This window comes from Pseudomonas sp. PDM17 (assembly GCF_014851985.1).
GTDB lineage: Bacteria > Pseudomonadota > Gammaproteobacteria > Pseudomonadales > Pseudomonadaceae > Pseudomonas.
Genome location: NZ_JACVAT010000004.1, coordinates 196,963 through 210,496, shown reverse-complemented (window position 1 = coordinate 210,496; position 13,534 = coordinate 196,963). Strand labels below are relative to the sequence as shown.

General features: G+C 66.6%; 14 protein-coding genes. 5 read left to right on the top strand and 9 right to left on the bottom strand.

Annotated features, from left to right (window positions below; all coding sequences use genetic code 11):
• Position 1 precedes the first annotated feature (1 nt).
• Together proC and IB256_RS15145 are read right to left on the bottom strand one after the other, a co-directional pair.
• Entirely contained in the window at positions 2–835 is an 834-nt protein-coding gene (proC, locus tag IB256_RS15150; RefSeq protein ID WP_192403114.1) for a pyrroline-5-carboxylate reductase, read from the bottom strand.
• A 17-nt stretch (positions 836–852) separates the two neighbouring features.
• Positions 853–1,542, bottom strand: coding sequence for a YggS family pyridoxal phosphate-dependent enzyme (locus IB256_RS15145; protein WP_138213118.1), 690 nt, complete (start codon positions 1,540–1,542; stop codon positions 853–855).
• Positions 1,543–1,615: 73 nt separating this feature from the next.
• Between IB256_RS15145 and pilT the strand changes: the two genes are divergently transcribed.
• The 5 genes from pilT to IB256_RS15120 all read left to right on the top strand — a co-directional run bounded on the left by pilT (position 1,616) and on the right by IB256_RS15120 (position 7,133).
• On the top strand, positions 1,616–2,650 hold the full coding sequence (gene pilT / locus IB256_RS15140) for a type IV pilus twitching motility protein PilT (RefSeq protein ID WP_017520118.1): 1,035 nt from the start codon (positions 1,616–1,618) through the stop codon (positions 2,648–2,650).
• Between the two features lie 103 nt (positions 2,651–2,753).
• Positions 2,754–3,899: a type IV pilus ATPase PilU gene (gene pilU / locus IB256_RS15135; protein ID WP_081519592.1), complete on the top strand. Its 1,146-nt coding sequence runs from the start codon at positions 2,754–2,756 to the stop codon at positions 3,897–3,899.
• A 77-nt stretch (positions 3,900–3,976) separates the two neighbouring features.
• A complete protein-coding gene (locus tag IB256_RS15130; RefSeq protein WP_017520120.1) occupies positions 3,977–4,381 on the top strand; it encodes an NINE protein in 405 nt (134 codons plus the stop codon).
• 212 nt (positions 4,382–4,593) lie between these two features.
• Complete coding sequence (locus tag IB256_RS15125; RefSeq protein WP_192293792.1) at positions 4,594–5,967, top strand: pyridoxal-phosphate dependent enzyme; 1,374 nt, start codon at positions 4,594–4,596, stop codon at positions 5,965–5,967.
• Complete coding sequence (locus IB256_RS15120) at positions 5,964–7,133, top strand: trans-sulfuration enzyme family protein (protein ID WP_192403112.1); 1,170 nt, start codon at positions 5,964–5,966, stop codon at positions 7,131–7,133. The genes IB256_RS15125 and IB256_RS15120 overlap by 4 nt, the downstream gene beginning before the upstream one ends.
• 198 nt (positions 7,134–7,331) lie before the next feature.
• On the opposite strand, the gene IB256_RS15115 is transcribed toward IB256_RS15120, so the two are convergent.
• The 7 genes from IB256_RS15115 to gshB all read right to left on the bottom strand — a co-directional run bounded on the left by IB256_RS15115 (position 7,332) and on the right by gshB (position 13,291).
• Positions 7,332–8,603: a dihydroorotase gene (locus IB256_RS15115; protein ID WP_192403111.1), complete on the bottom strand. Its 1,272-nt coding sequence runs from the start codon at positions 8,601–8,603 to the stop codon at positions 7,332–7,334.
• A complete protein-coding gene (locus IB256_RS15110) occupies positions 8,600–9,604 on the bottom strand; it encodes an aspartate carbamoyltransferase catalytic subunit (protein ID WP_192403110.1) in 1,005 nt (334 codons plus the stop codon). Before IB256_RS15110 ends, IB256_RS15115 begins: the two co-directional genes overlap by 4 nt.
• A 45-nt stretch (positions 9,605–9,649) precedes the next feature.
• Positions 9,650–10,162: a bifunctional pyr operon transcriptional regulator/uracil phosphoribosyltransferase PyrR gene (gene pyrR / locus IB256_RS15105; protein ID WP_081519598.1), complete on the bottom strand. Its 513-nt coding sequence runs from the start codon at positions 10,160–10,162 to the stop codon at positions 9,650–9,652.
• A 138-nt stretch (positions 10,163–10,300) separates the two neighbouring features.
• Positions 10,301–10,738: a Holliday junction resolvase RuvX gene (gene ruvX, locus IB256_RS15100; RefSeq protein WP_138213113.1), complete on the bottom strand. Its 438-nt coding sequence runs from the start codon at positions 10,736–10,738 to the stop codon at positions 10,301–10,303.
• A complete protein-coding gene (locus IB256_RS15095; protein ID WP_192403109.1) occupies positions 10,735–11,304 on the bottom strand; it encodes a YqgE/AlgH family protein in 570 nt (189 codons plus the stop codon). The genes ruvX and IB256_RS15095 overlap by 4 nt, the downstream gene beginning before the upstream one ends.
• 74 nt (positions 11,305–11,378) lie before the next feature.
• Positions 11,379–12,272: an energy transducer TonB gene (locus IB256_RS15090; RefSeq protein WP_192293782.1), complete on the bottom strand. Its 894-nt coding sequence runs from the start codon at positions 12,270–12,272 to the stop codon at positions 11,379–11,381.
• 56 nt (positions 12,273–12,328) lie between these two features.
• Entirely contained in the window at positions 12,329–13,291 is a 963-nt protein-coding gene (gene gshB, locus IB256_RS15085; RefSeq protein WP_192293780.1) for a glutathione synthase, read from the bottom strand.
• Between the last annotated feature and the right edge of the window lie 243 nt (positions 13,292–13,534).

Sequence of the window (13,534 nt, the reverse complement as noted above, 5' to 3'; positions counted from 1 at the left end):
ATCAGCGGCCCAGTTGTTCGGCCAGCTCGGCGGAGCGATGGTCGGCGGCGCCGACTGCCTTCTCCACCAGTGCCTCGAAGCCGTTGGCCTGGAAGGTGGTGATGGCGGCTTCGGTGGTGCCCTTGGGCGAGGTCACGCGGCGGCGCAGTTCGGCCGGGTCGACATCGCTGGTGGTGGCCATCTGCGCGGCGCCCAGGGCGGTCTGACGGGCCAGCTGGCCGGCGACTTCGCGGGACAGGCCGAGCTTCTCGCCGGCGGCGGTCATGGCTTCCATCAGCAGGAAGAAGTAGGCCGGGCCGCTGCCGGAGACGGCGGTGACCGCGTCGATCTGGCGCTCCTCGTCGAGCCACAGGGCGATGCCCACGGCGCTCAGCAGTTGCTCCGCCTGCTCGCGCTGGGCGGCGTTGACGCTGGCGTTGGGGTACAGGCCGCTGGCGCCCAGGCCGACCAGCGCCGGGGTGTTGGGCATGCAGCGGACGATGGCGCGCGGCTGGCCGTTCGCCTCGCCCAGCCAGCGTTCGAGGCTGGCGCAGGGGATACCGGCGGCGATGGAGACAATCAGCGCGTTCTCGGTTAGCGCCGGTGCCAGCGCCAGGCAGACGTCCTTCATGACCTGCGGCTTGACCGCCAGGACCACCACATCGGCACCGGCCACGGCGCTGGCGTTGTCGCCGACCACTTCGATGCCGTGCTCGGCGGCAATCTTCGCGCGCTGCTCGGCGCCCGGATCGCTGGCGCGGATGTCGCTCGCGGCGACGCCCTTGGCGCGCAGGCCACCGATGAGACTGGCGGCCATGTTGCCGGCGCCGATGAAGGCAATGCGAGTGCTGCTCATGGAGTCGCTTCCTTTATTCAGTGGGAGGCGCCGTAGTCGCGGGCGCCGAACAGGGCGGTACCGATCCGCACCCAGGTGGCGCCTTCGCCGATGGCGGCTTCGAGGTCGTGGCTCATGCCCATGGACAGGGTGTCCAGGCCGAGATTCAGGGCTTGCATCAGCTCGCGCAGGCGAGCGAACGCGGCGTGCTGCGCGGCAACGTCCTCGGTGGGTTCGGGGATGGCCATCAGGCCGCGCAGTTTCAGATGAGGCAGTTGCGCAACCGCCTGGGCGAGGGCGGGCAGCTCGGCAGGGGAGCAGCCGGACTTGCTGTCCTCGCCGCTGACATTTACCTGCAGCAGCACGTTCAGCGGCGGCAGGTTCGCCGGTCGCTGCTCGGAGAGGCGCTGGGCGACCTTCAGGCGGTCCACCGAGTGCACCCAGTCGAAGTGCTCGGCGATGGGGCGGGTCTTGTTCGACTGGATGGGTCCGATGAAATGCCAGGTCAGCGGCAGGTCGGCCAGCTCGGTCTGCTTGAGCAGCGCTTCCTGCAGGTAGTTCTCGCCAAAATCGGCCAAGCCGCAGGCAAACGCTTCGCGGATCGCGGCGGCGGGTTTGGTCTTGCTCACGGCAAGCAACTGCACCGAGTCAGGCGTGCGATTTTTCGCTTGTTCCGCCTCACGGATTCGTACGCGAACCTTTGCAATATTCTCTGCTATCGTGGACATTACCGTCGCTTTTCCGCCCGGCTGCTGCGTGTTCTGCGGCATTCTACCTGCTTGCTCTTGATTGGGGAGTCCCATGGATATTACCGAGCTGCTCGCCTTCAGCGCCAAGCAGGGCGCTTCGGACCTGCACCTCTCGGCCGGCCTGCCGCCGATGATCCGCGTCGACGGCGATGTTCGCCGCATCAACCTGCCGCCGCTCGAGCACAAGCAGGTTCACGCGCTGATCTACGACATCATGAACGACAAGCAGCGCAAGGATTACGAAGAGTTCCTGGAAACCGACTTCTCCTTCGAAGTGCCGGGCGTCGCCCGCTTCCGGGTCAACGCCTTCAACCAGAACCGCGGCGCCGGCGCCGTGTTCCGGACCATTCCCTCCAAGGTACTGACCATGGAAGACCTGGGGATGGGCGAAGTCTTCAAGCGCGTCTCCGACGTGCCGCGCGGCCTGGTCCTGGTGACCGGCCCGACCGGTTCGGGCAAGTCCACCTCGCTGGCAGCGATGCTCGACTACCTGAACAACACCAAGTACAGCCACATCCTCACCGTCGAAGACCCGATCGAGTTCGTCCACGAATCGAAGAAGTGCCTGGTCAACCAGCGCGAAGTGCACCGCGACACCCTCGGCTTCAACGAGGCCCTGCGTTCGGCCCTGCGTGAGGACCCGGACATCATCCTGGTGGGCGAGATGCGCGACCTGGAGACCATCCGCCTGGCGCTGACCGCCGCGGAAACCGGCCACCTGGTCTTCGGCACCCTGCACACCACCTCCGCGGCCAAGACCATCGACCGTATCGTCGACGTGTTCCCCGCCGAGGAGAAATCCATGGTCCGCTCCATGCTCTCCGAATCCCTGCAGGCGGTGATTTCCCAGACCCTGCTGAAGAAGATCGGCGGCGGTCGGGTCGCGGCCCACGAGATCATGATCGGTACCCCGGCGATCCGTAACCTGATCCGCGAGGACAAGGTCGCGCAGATGTACTCCGCCATCCAGACCGGCGGCGCGATCGGCATGCAGACCCTCGACATGTGCCTCAAGGGCCTGGTCGCCAAGGGCCTGGTGACCCGCGACGCGGCGAAAGAAAAAGCCAAGATCCCGGAAAACTTCTAATCCCACCGGGCCTTTGCGGCCCGGCGCACGGAGCGCGCCACACGCACCCGCTTCGTGATCCGACAGCCCTGTCGTAGTCAGCGTGAACTCGGCGAGAAAGATCATGGAATTCGAGAAGCTGTTGCGCCTGATGGTGGAAAAGGGAGCCTCCGACCTGTTCATCACGGCGGGCGTGCCGCCTTCGATGAAAGTCAACGGCAAGGTGCTGCCGGTCACCAAGACTGCGCTGTCGCCGGAGCAGACCCGCGAGACCGTGCTGTCGGTGATGAACGAGCAGCAGCGCCGCGACTTCGCCGAGAACCACGAGTGCAACTTCGCCATCAGCGCCCGTGGCGTCGGTCGCTTCCGTGTCAGCGCGTTCTACCAGCGCAACCTGGTGGGCATGGTGCTGCGCCGCATCGAGACCAACATCCCGACCATCGATGACCTGAAGCTGCCGGAAATCCTCAAGAAGCTGGCGATGACCAAGCGCGGTCTGGTGATCTTCGTTGGTGCCACCGGTACCGGTAAGTCCACCTCGCTGGCGGCGATGATCGGCTACCGCAACAAGAACTCCACCGGCCACATCATCTCCATCGAAGACCCCATCGAGTACATCCACCAGCACCAGGGCTGCATCGTCACCCAGCGTGAAGTGGGCCTGGATACCGATACCTTCGAGGTGGCCCTGAAGAACACCCTGCGCCAGGCGCCGGACGTGATCATGATCGGCGAGGTGCGCTCGCGCGAGACCATGGACCACGCCGTGGCCTTCGCCGAAACCGGCCACCTGTGCCTGGCGACCCTGCACGCCAACAACGCCAACCAGGCGCTGGAGCGGATCATTCACTTCTTCCCGGCCGACCGGCATGGCCAGGTGTGGATGGACCTCTCGCTGAACCTCAAGGCCATCGTTGCCCAGCAACTGGTGCCCACCCCGGACGGCAAGGGCCGCCGTGCGGTGATCGAGGTGCTGCTGAACACCCCGCTGGCCGCCGACCTGATCCGCAAGGGCGAGGTCCACGAGCTCAAGCCGCTGATGAAGCGCTCCACCGAGCAGGGCATGCAGACCTTCGACCAGGCGCTGTACCAGCTCTACACCCAGGGCGAGATCACCTACGAAGATGCGCTGGCCTACGCCGACTCGGCGAACGACCTGCGCCTGATGATCAAGCTGGGTTCGGAGACCGACGCCGACCATCTGACCACCATGACCCAGGGCCTGACCCTGGAGATGAGCGAAGACGATCCCAACCGCCGTTTCCGCTGATCCTGCTCCTTGAGAAGCCCGCCCCGTGCGGGCTTTTCGTTTATGCTGGATGCCTTGTAACGCAACGGGAGAAAGGCATGTCCGCCAACCCTGACACCCACAGCAAGGTCATCGGCTACCTGCTGTGGATCTTCGGCTTCACCGGCTCGCACCGCTTCTACTACGGCCGGCCGATCACCGGCACGATCTGGTTCTTCACCCTCGGCCTGTTCTTCATCGGCTGGATCATCGACCTGTTCCTCATTCCCTCCATGGATGACGCAGCGGACCAGCGCTACCGTTCCGGCGGCGTGGACTACAACGTCGCCTGGATCCTGCTGACTTTTCTCGGCGTGTTCGGCGTGCACCGCATGTACATGGGCAAATGGCTCACCGGCATCCTTTACCTGTTCACCGGCGGGCTGTTCTTCATCGGCGTGCTGTATGACTTCTGGACGCTGAACAGCCAGATTTCCGAACGCAACGGGCCGCAGCGTATCTGACGCCGCGCTTTTCCCTGTAGGAGCGCCCCATGGACGCGATCGCGCCCTTAGTGCCTTTATGGAAAACGGCTCGCTCCTGCAGGTGAATGCCATTCCTGACCGCCGTCTTTCGTCGCGCCGCCTGGCGCGACCTGTGCCTCCCGCCTAAGGTCAGGAGGACAGTAGCAGGCGCCGCCGGGCGATCCCCGGCTCGCCCAGAAGGAGTGGCTGCCATGAGCAACGAACCCCGTCCTGCCGTACTCGACCTGATCGGCAATACCCCCATGGTCCGCGTGACGCGCTTCGATACCGGACCCTGCACCCTGTTCCTCAAGCTCGAATCGCAGAACCCCGGCGGCTCCATCAAGGACCGCATCGGCGTCGCCATGATCGAGGCCGCCGAGCGCGACGGCCGGCTCAAGCCCGGCGGCGTGATCGTCGAAGCTACCGCCGGCAACACCGGCCTGGGCCTGGCGCTGGTGGGCCGCGCCAAGGGGTACCGGGTGGTGCTGGTGGTGCCGGACAAGATGTCCACCGAGAAGGTCCTGCACCTGCGCGCCATGGGCGCCGAGGTGCACATCACCCGTTCCGACGTCGGCAAGGGCCACCCCGAGTATTACCAGGACGTCGCGGCGCGGCTGGCGAAAGACCTGCCCGACGCCTTCTTCGCCGACCAGTTCAACAACCCCGCCAACCCACTGGCCCATGAGACCGGCACCGGCCCGGAAATCTGGGCGCAGACCGGCCACGACCTCGACGCCGTGGTAGTCGGCGTCGGCTCAGCCGGCACGCTGACCGGTCTCACGCGCTTCTTCCAGAAGGTCCAGCCCGAGCTGGAAATGGTCCTCGCCGACCCGGTGGGCTCGATCATGGCCGAGTACTCGCGCTCCGGCGCCATCGGCACGCCCGGCTCCTGGGCGGTCGAGGGCATCGGCGAAGACTTCGTACCGTCGATTGCCGACCTCTCCAGCGTGCGCCACGCCTACTCGATCAGTGACGAGGAAAGCTTCGCCACCGCCCGCGAACTGCTGCGCAATGAAGGCATCGCCGCCGGTTCCTCCACCGGCACGCTGCTGGCCGCCGCGCTGCGCTTCTGCCGCGAGCAGAGGGAACCCAAGCGCGTGGTCAGCCTGGTCTGCGACACCGGCACGCGCTACCTGTCGAAGATCTACAACGACCAGTGGATGACCGACCAGGGCCTGCTGCACCGCAAGCGCTACGGCGACCTGCGCGACATCATTGCGCGGCGCTTCGAGGAGGGCCGCGTGGTCAGTGTCGGCCCCGGCGACACCCTGCTCACCGCCTTCCAGCGCATGCGCCTTGCGGACATCTCCCAGCTTCCCGTGCTCGACGGCAAACGCCTGGTCGGCGTGATCGATGAGTCCGACATCCTCATGGGCGTGCATGACGATCCGGCGCACTACCGTTGCGAAGTCTCCAGCGCCATGAGCGACGCCCCGGAAACCCTGGCCCCCGGTGCCAGCCTCGGCGAACTGGAAGCGGTGCTCGGCCGCGGTCTGGTGGCCATCATTGCCGACGCCTCGGGCTTCCACGGCCTGATCACACGATTCGACCTGCTCAACCACTTGCGGAGGACCCTCCCATGAGTCAGCACGACGACCGCCTCGGTTTCGCCACCCGCGTGATCCACGCCGGGCAGGAGCCGGACCCGTCCACCGGGGCGATCATGCCGCCGATCTACGCCAACTCCACCTACCGCCAGGACAGCCCCGGCGTGCACAAGGGGCTCGACTACGGCCGCTCGCACAACCCCACGCGCTGGGCGCTGGAGCGCTGCGTGGCAGACCTGGAGGGCGGCAGCAAGGCGTTCGCCTTCGCCTCGGGACTGGCGGCGATCTCGGCGGTGCTGGAACTGCTCGACGCCGGCTCGCACATCGTCTCCGGCAACGACCTCTACGGCGGCACTTTCCGCCTGTTCGAGCGGGTGCGCCGGCGCAGCGCAGGGCACGATTTCCACTTCGCCGACCTGGCCCAGCCCGGTGCCCTGGAAGCGGCGTTGACCGACAAGACGCGCATGGTCTGGGTGGAAACCCCAAGCAACCCGCTGCTACGCCTGACCGATCTCGCCGCCATCGCCCGCACCTGCCGTGAGCGCGGCATCCTCTGCGTGGCCGACAACACCTTCGCCAGCCCCTACGTGCAGCGTCCGCTGGACCTGGGCTTCGACATCGTCGTGCACTCCACCACCAAGTACCTCAATGGTCACTCCGACGTCATCGGCGGCATCGCCATCGTCGGCGACAACCCCGACCTTGCCGAACGCCTGGGCTTTTTGCAGAACTCGGTGGGCGCCATCGCCGGGCCGTTCGACGCCTTCCTCACCCTGCGCGGGGTGAAGACCCTGGCCCTGCGCATGGAGCGCCACTGCGCCAACGCACTGGAGCTGGCGAAATGGCTGGAACAGCAACCGCAGGTGAAGCGCGTCTATTACCCCGGCCTGCCGTCACATCCGCAGCATGAGCTGGCGCGCACGCAGATGAAGGGCTTCGGCGGGATGATCTCGCTGGACCTGGACACCGACCTCGCCGGCTCGCGGCGCTTCCTGGAGAACGTCCAACTGTTCGCCCTGGCGGAAAGCCTGGGCGGCGTGGAAAGCCTGATCGAGCATCCGGCGATCATGACCCACGCCAGCATCCCACCGGAGAACCGTGCGGCGCTGGGGATCGGCGATTCGCTGATTCGCCTGTCGGTGGGGGTGGAGGACGTGGAAGACCTGCGCGCTGACCTCGCCAAGGCCCTGGCGATGATCTGAAACGTGGCGCACTTGTAGGATGGCGTGGAGCGAAGCGATACCCATCAACCGCGGCACCGACAGCATGGGTATCGCTCCGCTCCACCCATCCTACGTTGAAGCTCCTACGCTCGCCGGTTGGTGCTGATGTTCGCTGTGGAGCCACAGGAAAAGAAAAAGCCCGCCGATTGGCGGGCTTTTTCATGGGACGGCGGAGCGCTAGACCGCGTGGACGATGTGCCCGTCCACCAGGGTGCAGCGCACCACGCCCGGCAGGCAGTGGCCGAGGAACGGGCAGTTCTGGCCACGGGAGTGCCAGGTCTCGCCGGCCAGGGTCTGGCCCTCGGCTTCGAACAGCACCACGTCCGCTGCCGCGCCGATGGCCAGCTTGCCGGCCGGCAGGCGCAGGGCGGCGGCCGGGCCGCTGGAGAGGCGCGCGAGCAGGGTCGGCAGGTCGAGCAGGCCGTCCTGCACCAGGGTCATGGCCAGCGGCAGCAGCAGTTCGACACTGCTGATGCCCGGGTCGGTCGCGGCGAACGGCGCGTTCTTGGCGTCCGCCTCGTGGGGCTGGTGGTGGCTGGCGATGGCCTGGATCACGCCGCTCTTCACCGCTTCGCGCAGGGCGTCGCGGTCCTTGCGCGAGCGCAGCGGCGGTTGCACGTGGTACAGGCTGGAGAAGTCCGCCAGTGCCTCGTCGGTGAGGATCAGCTGGTACAGCGCCACATCGGCGGTGACCGGCAGGCCACGGGCCTGGGCCTGGGCGATCATCTCGACGCCACGAGCGCTGGTCAGCTGGCTGAAGTGCGCACGCACGCCGGACTGCTCCACCAGCAGCAGGTTGCGGGCCAGGGCCACGGTCTCGGCGGTTTCCGGGATGCCGGCCAGGCCGCGGAAGCTGGCGGTCGGGCCTTCGTGGGCGATGCCGTCGGCCGCCAGTTCGGCGTCCTGGGAGGTGAACACCACAGTCAGGTCGAAGGTCGCCGCGTATTCCAGCGAACGCAGCAGCACACGGTTGCTCGCCATCGGCGCCAGGCCGTTGGTGAAGGCCACGCAGCCGGCGTCGCGCAGGGCGACCAGCTCGGACAGTTGCTCACCGGCGAGCCCTTTGGTCAGCGCACCGATGGGGAAGACCTTGGCGTTGCCGGCTTCGCGGGCGCGGTCGAGGATCAGCTCGGCGACGGCGGAGGTGTCCAGTACTGGCTTGGTCTGCGGCGGGAAACACAGGCTGGTGACGCCACCGGCAGCGGCGGCGCGGGTTTCGCTTTCGATGCTGCCCTTGCGGCTGTAGCCCGGCTCGCGCAGGGCGACGCTCAGGTCCACCAGGCCGGGCGCGGCGGTCAGGCCGGCGGCGTCGATTTCCTGGGCGGCGCGGAAGCCTTCGGGTGCGTCGCCGATGGCGACGATGCGGCCGGCCTCGATGTGCAGGTCGCAGACCTTGTCCAGGCCGCTGGCCGGGTCGATCAGGTGGGCGCCACGAATACTGACGGTCATTGCGCGTCCTCCTGTTCCAGCTGGCGTTGGGCGTTCTGGCCGCTCATGGCCATGGACAGCACGGCCATGCGGATGGCAATGCCGTAGGTGACCTGGTTGAGGATCACCGACTGTTCACCGTCGGCCACGGCGGAATCGATCTCCACGCCACGGTTGATCGGGCCGGGGTGCATGACGATGGCGTCGGGCTTGGCCAGCTGCAGGCGCTTCTGGGTCAGGCCGTAGAGCTTGAAGAACTCGCCTTCGCTGGGCAGCAGGCCGCCGGCCATGCGCTCGCGCTGCAGGCGCAGCATGATCACCACGTCGACACCCTTCAGGCCTTCGTTGGCGTCGGTGAACACCTTCACTCCGTACTGGTCTTCCAGGCCCACCGGCAGCAGGGTGCGCGGGGCAATGACGCGGATGTCCGGGCAGCCGAGGGTCTTCAGCGCCAGCATGTCGGAGCGCGCCACCCGCGAGTGCAGGATGTCGCCGACGATGGCCACCGAGAGGTTTTTGAAGCTGCCCTTGTGGCGGCGGATGGTGAGCATGTCGAGCATGCCCTGGGTCGGGTGGCCGTGACGGCCGTCGCCGCCGTTGATCACGGCGACGTTGGGGCTGACGTGCTCGGCGATGAAGTGCGCGGCGCCCGAGTCGCTGTGGCGCACGACGAACATGTCGGCGGCCATGGCCTCAAGGTTGCGCAGGGTGTCGGTGAGCGTCTCGCCCTTGCTGGTCGAGGAGGTCGACACGTTCAGCGAGATGACGTCGGCGGACAGGCGCTGGGCGGCCAGTTCGAAGGTGGTGCGGGTGCGCGTGGAGTTCTCGAAGAACACGTTGCACACGGTCTTGCCGCGCAGCAGCGGGACTTTCTTCACCGCGCGGGCGCCGACTTCGAGGAAGGAATCGGCAGTATCGAGGATTTCAGTCAGCAGTTCGCGGGACAACCCGTCGAGCGAGAGGAAGTGGCGCAGCTGGCCCAGGTCGTTGAGCTGCAGCGGGCGCTTGGCGTCGGTCGGCATGTGGCAGGCCCTGAAAGTTGGGGGTGGAGGTCCGGGCGCGCGGAGTTACAGCGCGGTGCTGAGAAGCGTGCGCTCGAGGACGAGTGGTGCGGGACCGCGCAATTTTACCCGCTCGTTGGGTGCCAGGGACAGGGTTTCGCCGACGATATCCGGGCGAATGGGTAGCTCGCGCTTGTTCAAATCGACCAGGCTGACCAGGGTCACGCTGGCCGGGCGACCGTAGTCGAACAGCTCGTTGAGCGCGGCGCGGATGGTCCGGCCGCTCATCAGCACGTCGTCCACCAGCACCAGGTGCTGGCCGTCGATCTCGAAGGGCAGTTCCGACGGACGGACCTGCGGGTGCAGGCCGCTGCGGCTGAAATCGTCGCGGTAGAAGGACACGTCGAGGATGCCGAGGATCTCGTCGCTGCCCAGTGCCTTGAGCAGTTCCTGGGCAACCCAGATGCCGCCGGTGTGGATGCCGACGAAGCGCGGTGAGTCGATCCCGCGCTGCGCGAGGTAGTTGCGCAGGTCGGTAGCCATGCGGGGGATGAGTTCGGCGGGGCTGGGCAGGGTCATGACGTCTCCGGTTCGGTTGGCGAGGCCACCCGGCGCGGGCGGCCATCGGGGCGGACCGTTCCGGGAAGGAGTGGTCCGGCAAGCTTAGTGGCTTTCGCTCCCCTGGCGCTGCTTCAGGTCAAGGGAGCCGGCCTCGGGTCAGGCGGGGGCGTTGTCGGCCAGCCAGCCCTCCAGCAGCAGGGCGGCGGCCAGGGCGTCCACCGGGCGTTCGCGGTAACCGTCGCGCTGGCCCTGGGCCAGGCGCTCGCCCTTGGCGGCGTAGGTGGTCAGGCGTTCGTCGTGGGTGTGTACCGGCAGGTTGTAGCGGCCGTGCAGGCGGCGGGCGAATTTCTCGGCGCGCTCGCTCATGTCGCTGGGGGTGCCGTCCATGTTCAGCGGCAGGCCGACGACGATGGCGTCGGGCTGCCATTCCTTGATCAGGGCTTCGACGCGGTTCCAGTCCGGCACGCCGTTCTGTGCTTTGAGCACGCACAGTTCGCGGGCCTGGCCGGTGATAGCCTGGCCAACGGCGACGCCGATCTGCTTGGTGCCGTAGTCGAAACCCAGGAGTAAGCGCAGGGGTTTGCTGGTCATCAGGCGTGCCCGGCCTGGGCGGTGAGCAGGCTGAGGTTGACCCCCAGGCGCTCGGCGGCCGCCGAGAGACGCTGCTCGGCCGGCACCTCGAAGAGCACCGCCGGGTCGGCGGGGCAGGTCAGCCAGGCGTTGTCGGCGAGTTCGGCTTCCAGCTGGCCGGCTTCCCAGCCTGCATAACCGAGGGTGATCAGGTGTTGCGCGGGGCCGCTGCCGTCGGCGATGGCGAACAGCACGTCCTGGGAGGTGGACAGCGACAGCTCGCCCAGCTCCAGGGTGGCCTGGTAGCTACGCCCGGCGGGGTGCAGGACGAAGCCGCGGTCAGTCTGCACCGGGCCACCGTTATAGATGGTCACGCCCTGGCAACGCACCGGCGGCAGTTCGTCCGGACGCAGTTGTTCGAGCACGTCGGCGAGGCTCAGGCCGCTGGGCCGATTGATGATCAGGCCCATGGCGCCCTGCTCGTTGTGTTCCACGAGGTAGGTCACCGTCTGGGCGAAATTGGAGTCCGCCATGTGCGGCATGGCGATCAGAAAATGGTGCTTGAGGTAGCTGGCGGCTGTGCTTTTCATGCCGGCTAGTTTCAGGCCTGGGGGCCAAAGGGACAAGACTTGAAAGCGTCAGTAGACGCTTCGGGCGCGCTGGCTCAGTTGCTGGACAGGCGGTCGCCGCGCTCGAAGCGCCAGGTGCGGATGATTTCCAGGCGGTCGATGTCGTTCAGGTCGCCGGAGAAGGGCGCGAAGGGTGCGGCCAGGCGCACGATGCGCTGGGCGGCCTGGTCGAGCGTCGGCTGCCCGGAGGATTCCAGGACCTGCACCTCATAGAGCGAGCCGTCACGGTTGATCGACACCAGCAGCCGCAGACTGCCGTAGATGCGCTGGCGACGGGCTTCGTCGGGGTAGTTGAGGTTGCCGATGCGTTCGATCTTCTTGCGCCACTCTTCCTTGTACCAGGCGCCCTTGTCGCGCATGGTCGAGGCGGCGCTCAGGCGGTGGATGCGCGGGCGCTTGGCGTAGGCCTGCTGGTCGCGGGCGAGGTCGGCTTCGAGGCTGGAGATTTCCGCCGAGAGCTGGGCGGAGTCGAACTGTGGCGCCGGCTTGGCGACGGTCTCGGCCTTGGGTGTCTGCTGCTTGGTCTGCACCTTGTCCGGGCGCGGCGTGCGGGTGGCAACGGCGGCCTTGGGCGCTTCCGGGCTCTTGGCCTGGCGAGGGGTGGTCGGCGGAGACACTTTCTTGACTTCGGTGTCCTGGAACGGCGCCTGCTCGGTGGTCTTGGGGACCGCCTTGTGCTCCAGGGTGCCGCTGCCCTGCTGGTTCATCTGGGCGAGGTAATCGGCCTTTTCCGGCGCCTTGTCGCTCTTGAAGCTGGCCAAGGTGATTTCCAGCGTCTTGCTCAGCTGGCTGGGCGAGGGCATGGTGAAGCCCACGCCCAGCAGCACGGCGACGTGCAGGATGGCCGCAATGAACAGGGTGAAACCCAGACGGTCCGCCGGACGCACGCCGGAGGACACAGGGAAGTCTTGATGGGTTGCAGCGTTCATTGCGGATCGCACGGGCCAGGGTGGGGCGGAAGTCTGCCGACGAGGCTTATAAAAGTCTATGACGCACTGCGCGCCTTGAGCTTTTCGTCGATGACTGCCATCAGTCTCTCGCCGATGCGCGTGTCGTAGGCCGCATCGATCTCGCGGATGCAGGTCGGGCTGGTGACGTTGATCTCGGTGAGGTTCTCGCCGATCACGTCCAGGCCGACGAACAGCAAGCCGCGCTTGCGCAGTTCCGGGCCGACCTGGGCGGCGATCCAGCGGTCGCGTTCGGTCAGCGGCTGGGCCACGCCACGGCCGCCGGCGGCGAGGTTGCCACGGGTCTCGCCCTGGGCGGGAATGCGCGCCAGGCAGTATTCCACCGGCTCGCCGTCGATCATCAGGATGCGCTTGTCGCCATCCTTGATGGCCGGCAGGTAGCGCTGCGCCATGACCTGCTCCTGGCCGTGGCGGGTCAGGGTCTCGAGGATCACCGAGAGGTTCGGGTCGCCCTCGCGGTGGCGGAAGATCATCGATCCGCCCATGCCATCCAGGGGTTTGAGAATGATGTCACGATGCTCCGCGGCGAATTCGCGGAGAATGTCGGACCGGCGGCTCACCACCGTCGGCGGCGCGCACTGCGGGAACAGCGTGGCGAAGTACTTCTCGTTGCAGTCACGCAGGCTCTGCGGCTTGTTGACGACGAGCGTACCGGCGGTTTCAGCCTGTTCCAGCAGATAGGTGGAGTAGACGAACTCGTTGTCGAAGGGCGGGTCCTTGCGCATCAGGATCACGTCCAGGTCCGACAGCGGCTGGTCGACTTCGTCTTCCAGTTCGAACCAGTGGGCCGGATCGTAGAACACCTTGAGCGGACGCATGCGACCGCGGGCGACGTTCTCTTTCTGGTAAAGATCCTGCTGTTCCATATAGAAGAGCTGCCAGCCACGGGCCTGGGCGGCCAGCAACATGGCCAGCGAGCTGTCCTTCTTGAAACTGATCTGCGCGATGGGGTCCATCACGATCCCGAGGCGTACGCTCATGGGATGTCCTCCTGGGGGAATTCGTCGGCTTGGGGCTGCGACTCGAGGCCGCGCCGCAAAGGCTGAAAATGGACGCTCAGGGTGGCGCTGGATGTGCGCTCGGTCAAGGAAAAAGCCTGCGCGTTCGGGGTCTTATGGCCTGAATTTGCTGGGCGTGGTAAAGATTCTGACGATTGTGGTAAAAGGTTCCCACGATTGGGTCGCAGCCCGACGGTGGCAGGGCGCTTGCGCACTGAAATAAAA

Excerpts from the sequence above, each read along its gene's own strand:
- proC (WP_192403114.1), bottom strand. The coding sequence starts at position 835 with ATGAGCAGCACTCGCATTGCCTTCATCGGCGCCGGCAACATGGCCGCC.
- IB256_RS15145 (WP_138213118.1), bottom strand. The coding sequence starts at position 1,542 with ATGTCCACGATAGCAGAGAATATTGCAAAGGTTCGCGTACGAATCCGT.
- pilT (WP_017520118.1), top strand. The coding sequence starts at position 1,616 with ATGGATATTACCGAGCTGCTCGCCTTCAGCGCCAAGCAGGGCGCTTCG.
- pilU (WP_081519592.1), top strand. The coding sequence starts at position 2,754 with ATGGAATTCGAGAAGCTGTTGCGCCTGATGGTGGAAAAGGGAGCCTCC.
- IB256_RS15130 (WP_017520120.1), top strand. The coding sequence starts at position 3,977 with ATGTCCGCCAACCCTGACACCCACAGCAAGGTCATCGGCTACCTGCTG.
- IB256_RS15125 (WP_192293792.1), top strand. The coding sequence starts at position 4,594 with ATGAGCAACGAACCCCGTCCTGCCGTACTCGACCTGATCGGCAATACC.
- IB256_RS15120 (WP_192403112.1), top strand. The coding sequence starts at position 5,964 with ATGAGTCAGCACGACGACCGCCTCGGTTTCGCCACCCGCGTGATCCAC.
- IB256_RS15115 (WP_192403111.1), bottom strand. The coding sequence starts at position 8,603 with ATGACCGTCAGTATTCGTGGCGCCCACCTGATCGACCCGGCCAGCGGC.
- IB256_RS15110 (WP_192403110.1), bottom strand. The coding sequence starts at position 9,604 with ATGCCGACCGACGCCAAGCGCCCGCTGCAGCTCAACGACCTGGGCCAG.
- pyrR (WP_081519598.1), bottom strand. The coding sequence starts at position 10,162 with ATGACCCTGCCCAGCCCCGCCGAACTCATCCCCCGCATGGCTACCGAC.
- IB256_RS15095 (WP_192403109.1), bottom strand. The coding sequence starts at position 11,304 with ATGAAAAGCACAGCCGCCAGCTACCTCAAGCACCATTTTCTGATCGCC.
- IB256_RS15090 (WP_192293782.1), bottom strand. The coding sequence starts at position 12,272 with ATGAACGCTGCAACCCATCAAGACTTCCCTGTGTCCTCCGGCGTGCGT.
- gshB (WP_192293780.1), bottom strand. The coding sequence starts at position 13,291 with ATGAGCGTACGCCTCGGGATCGTGATGGACCCCATCGCGCAGATCAGT.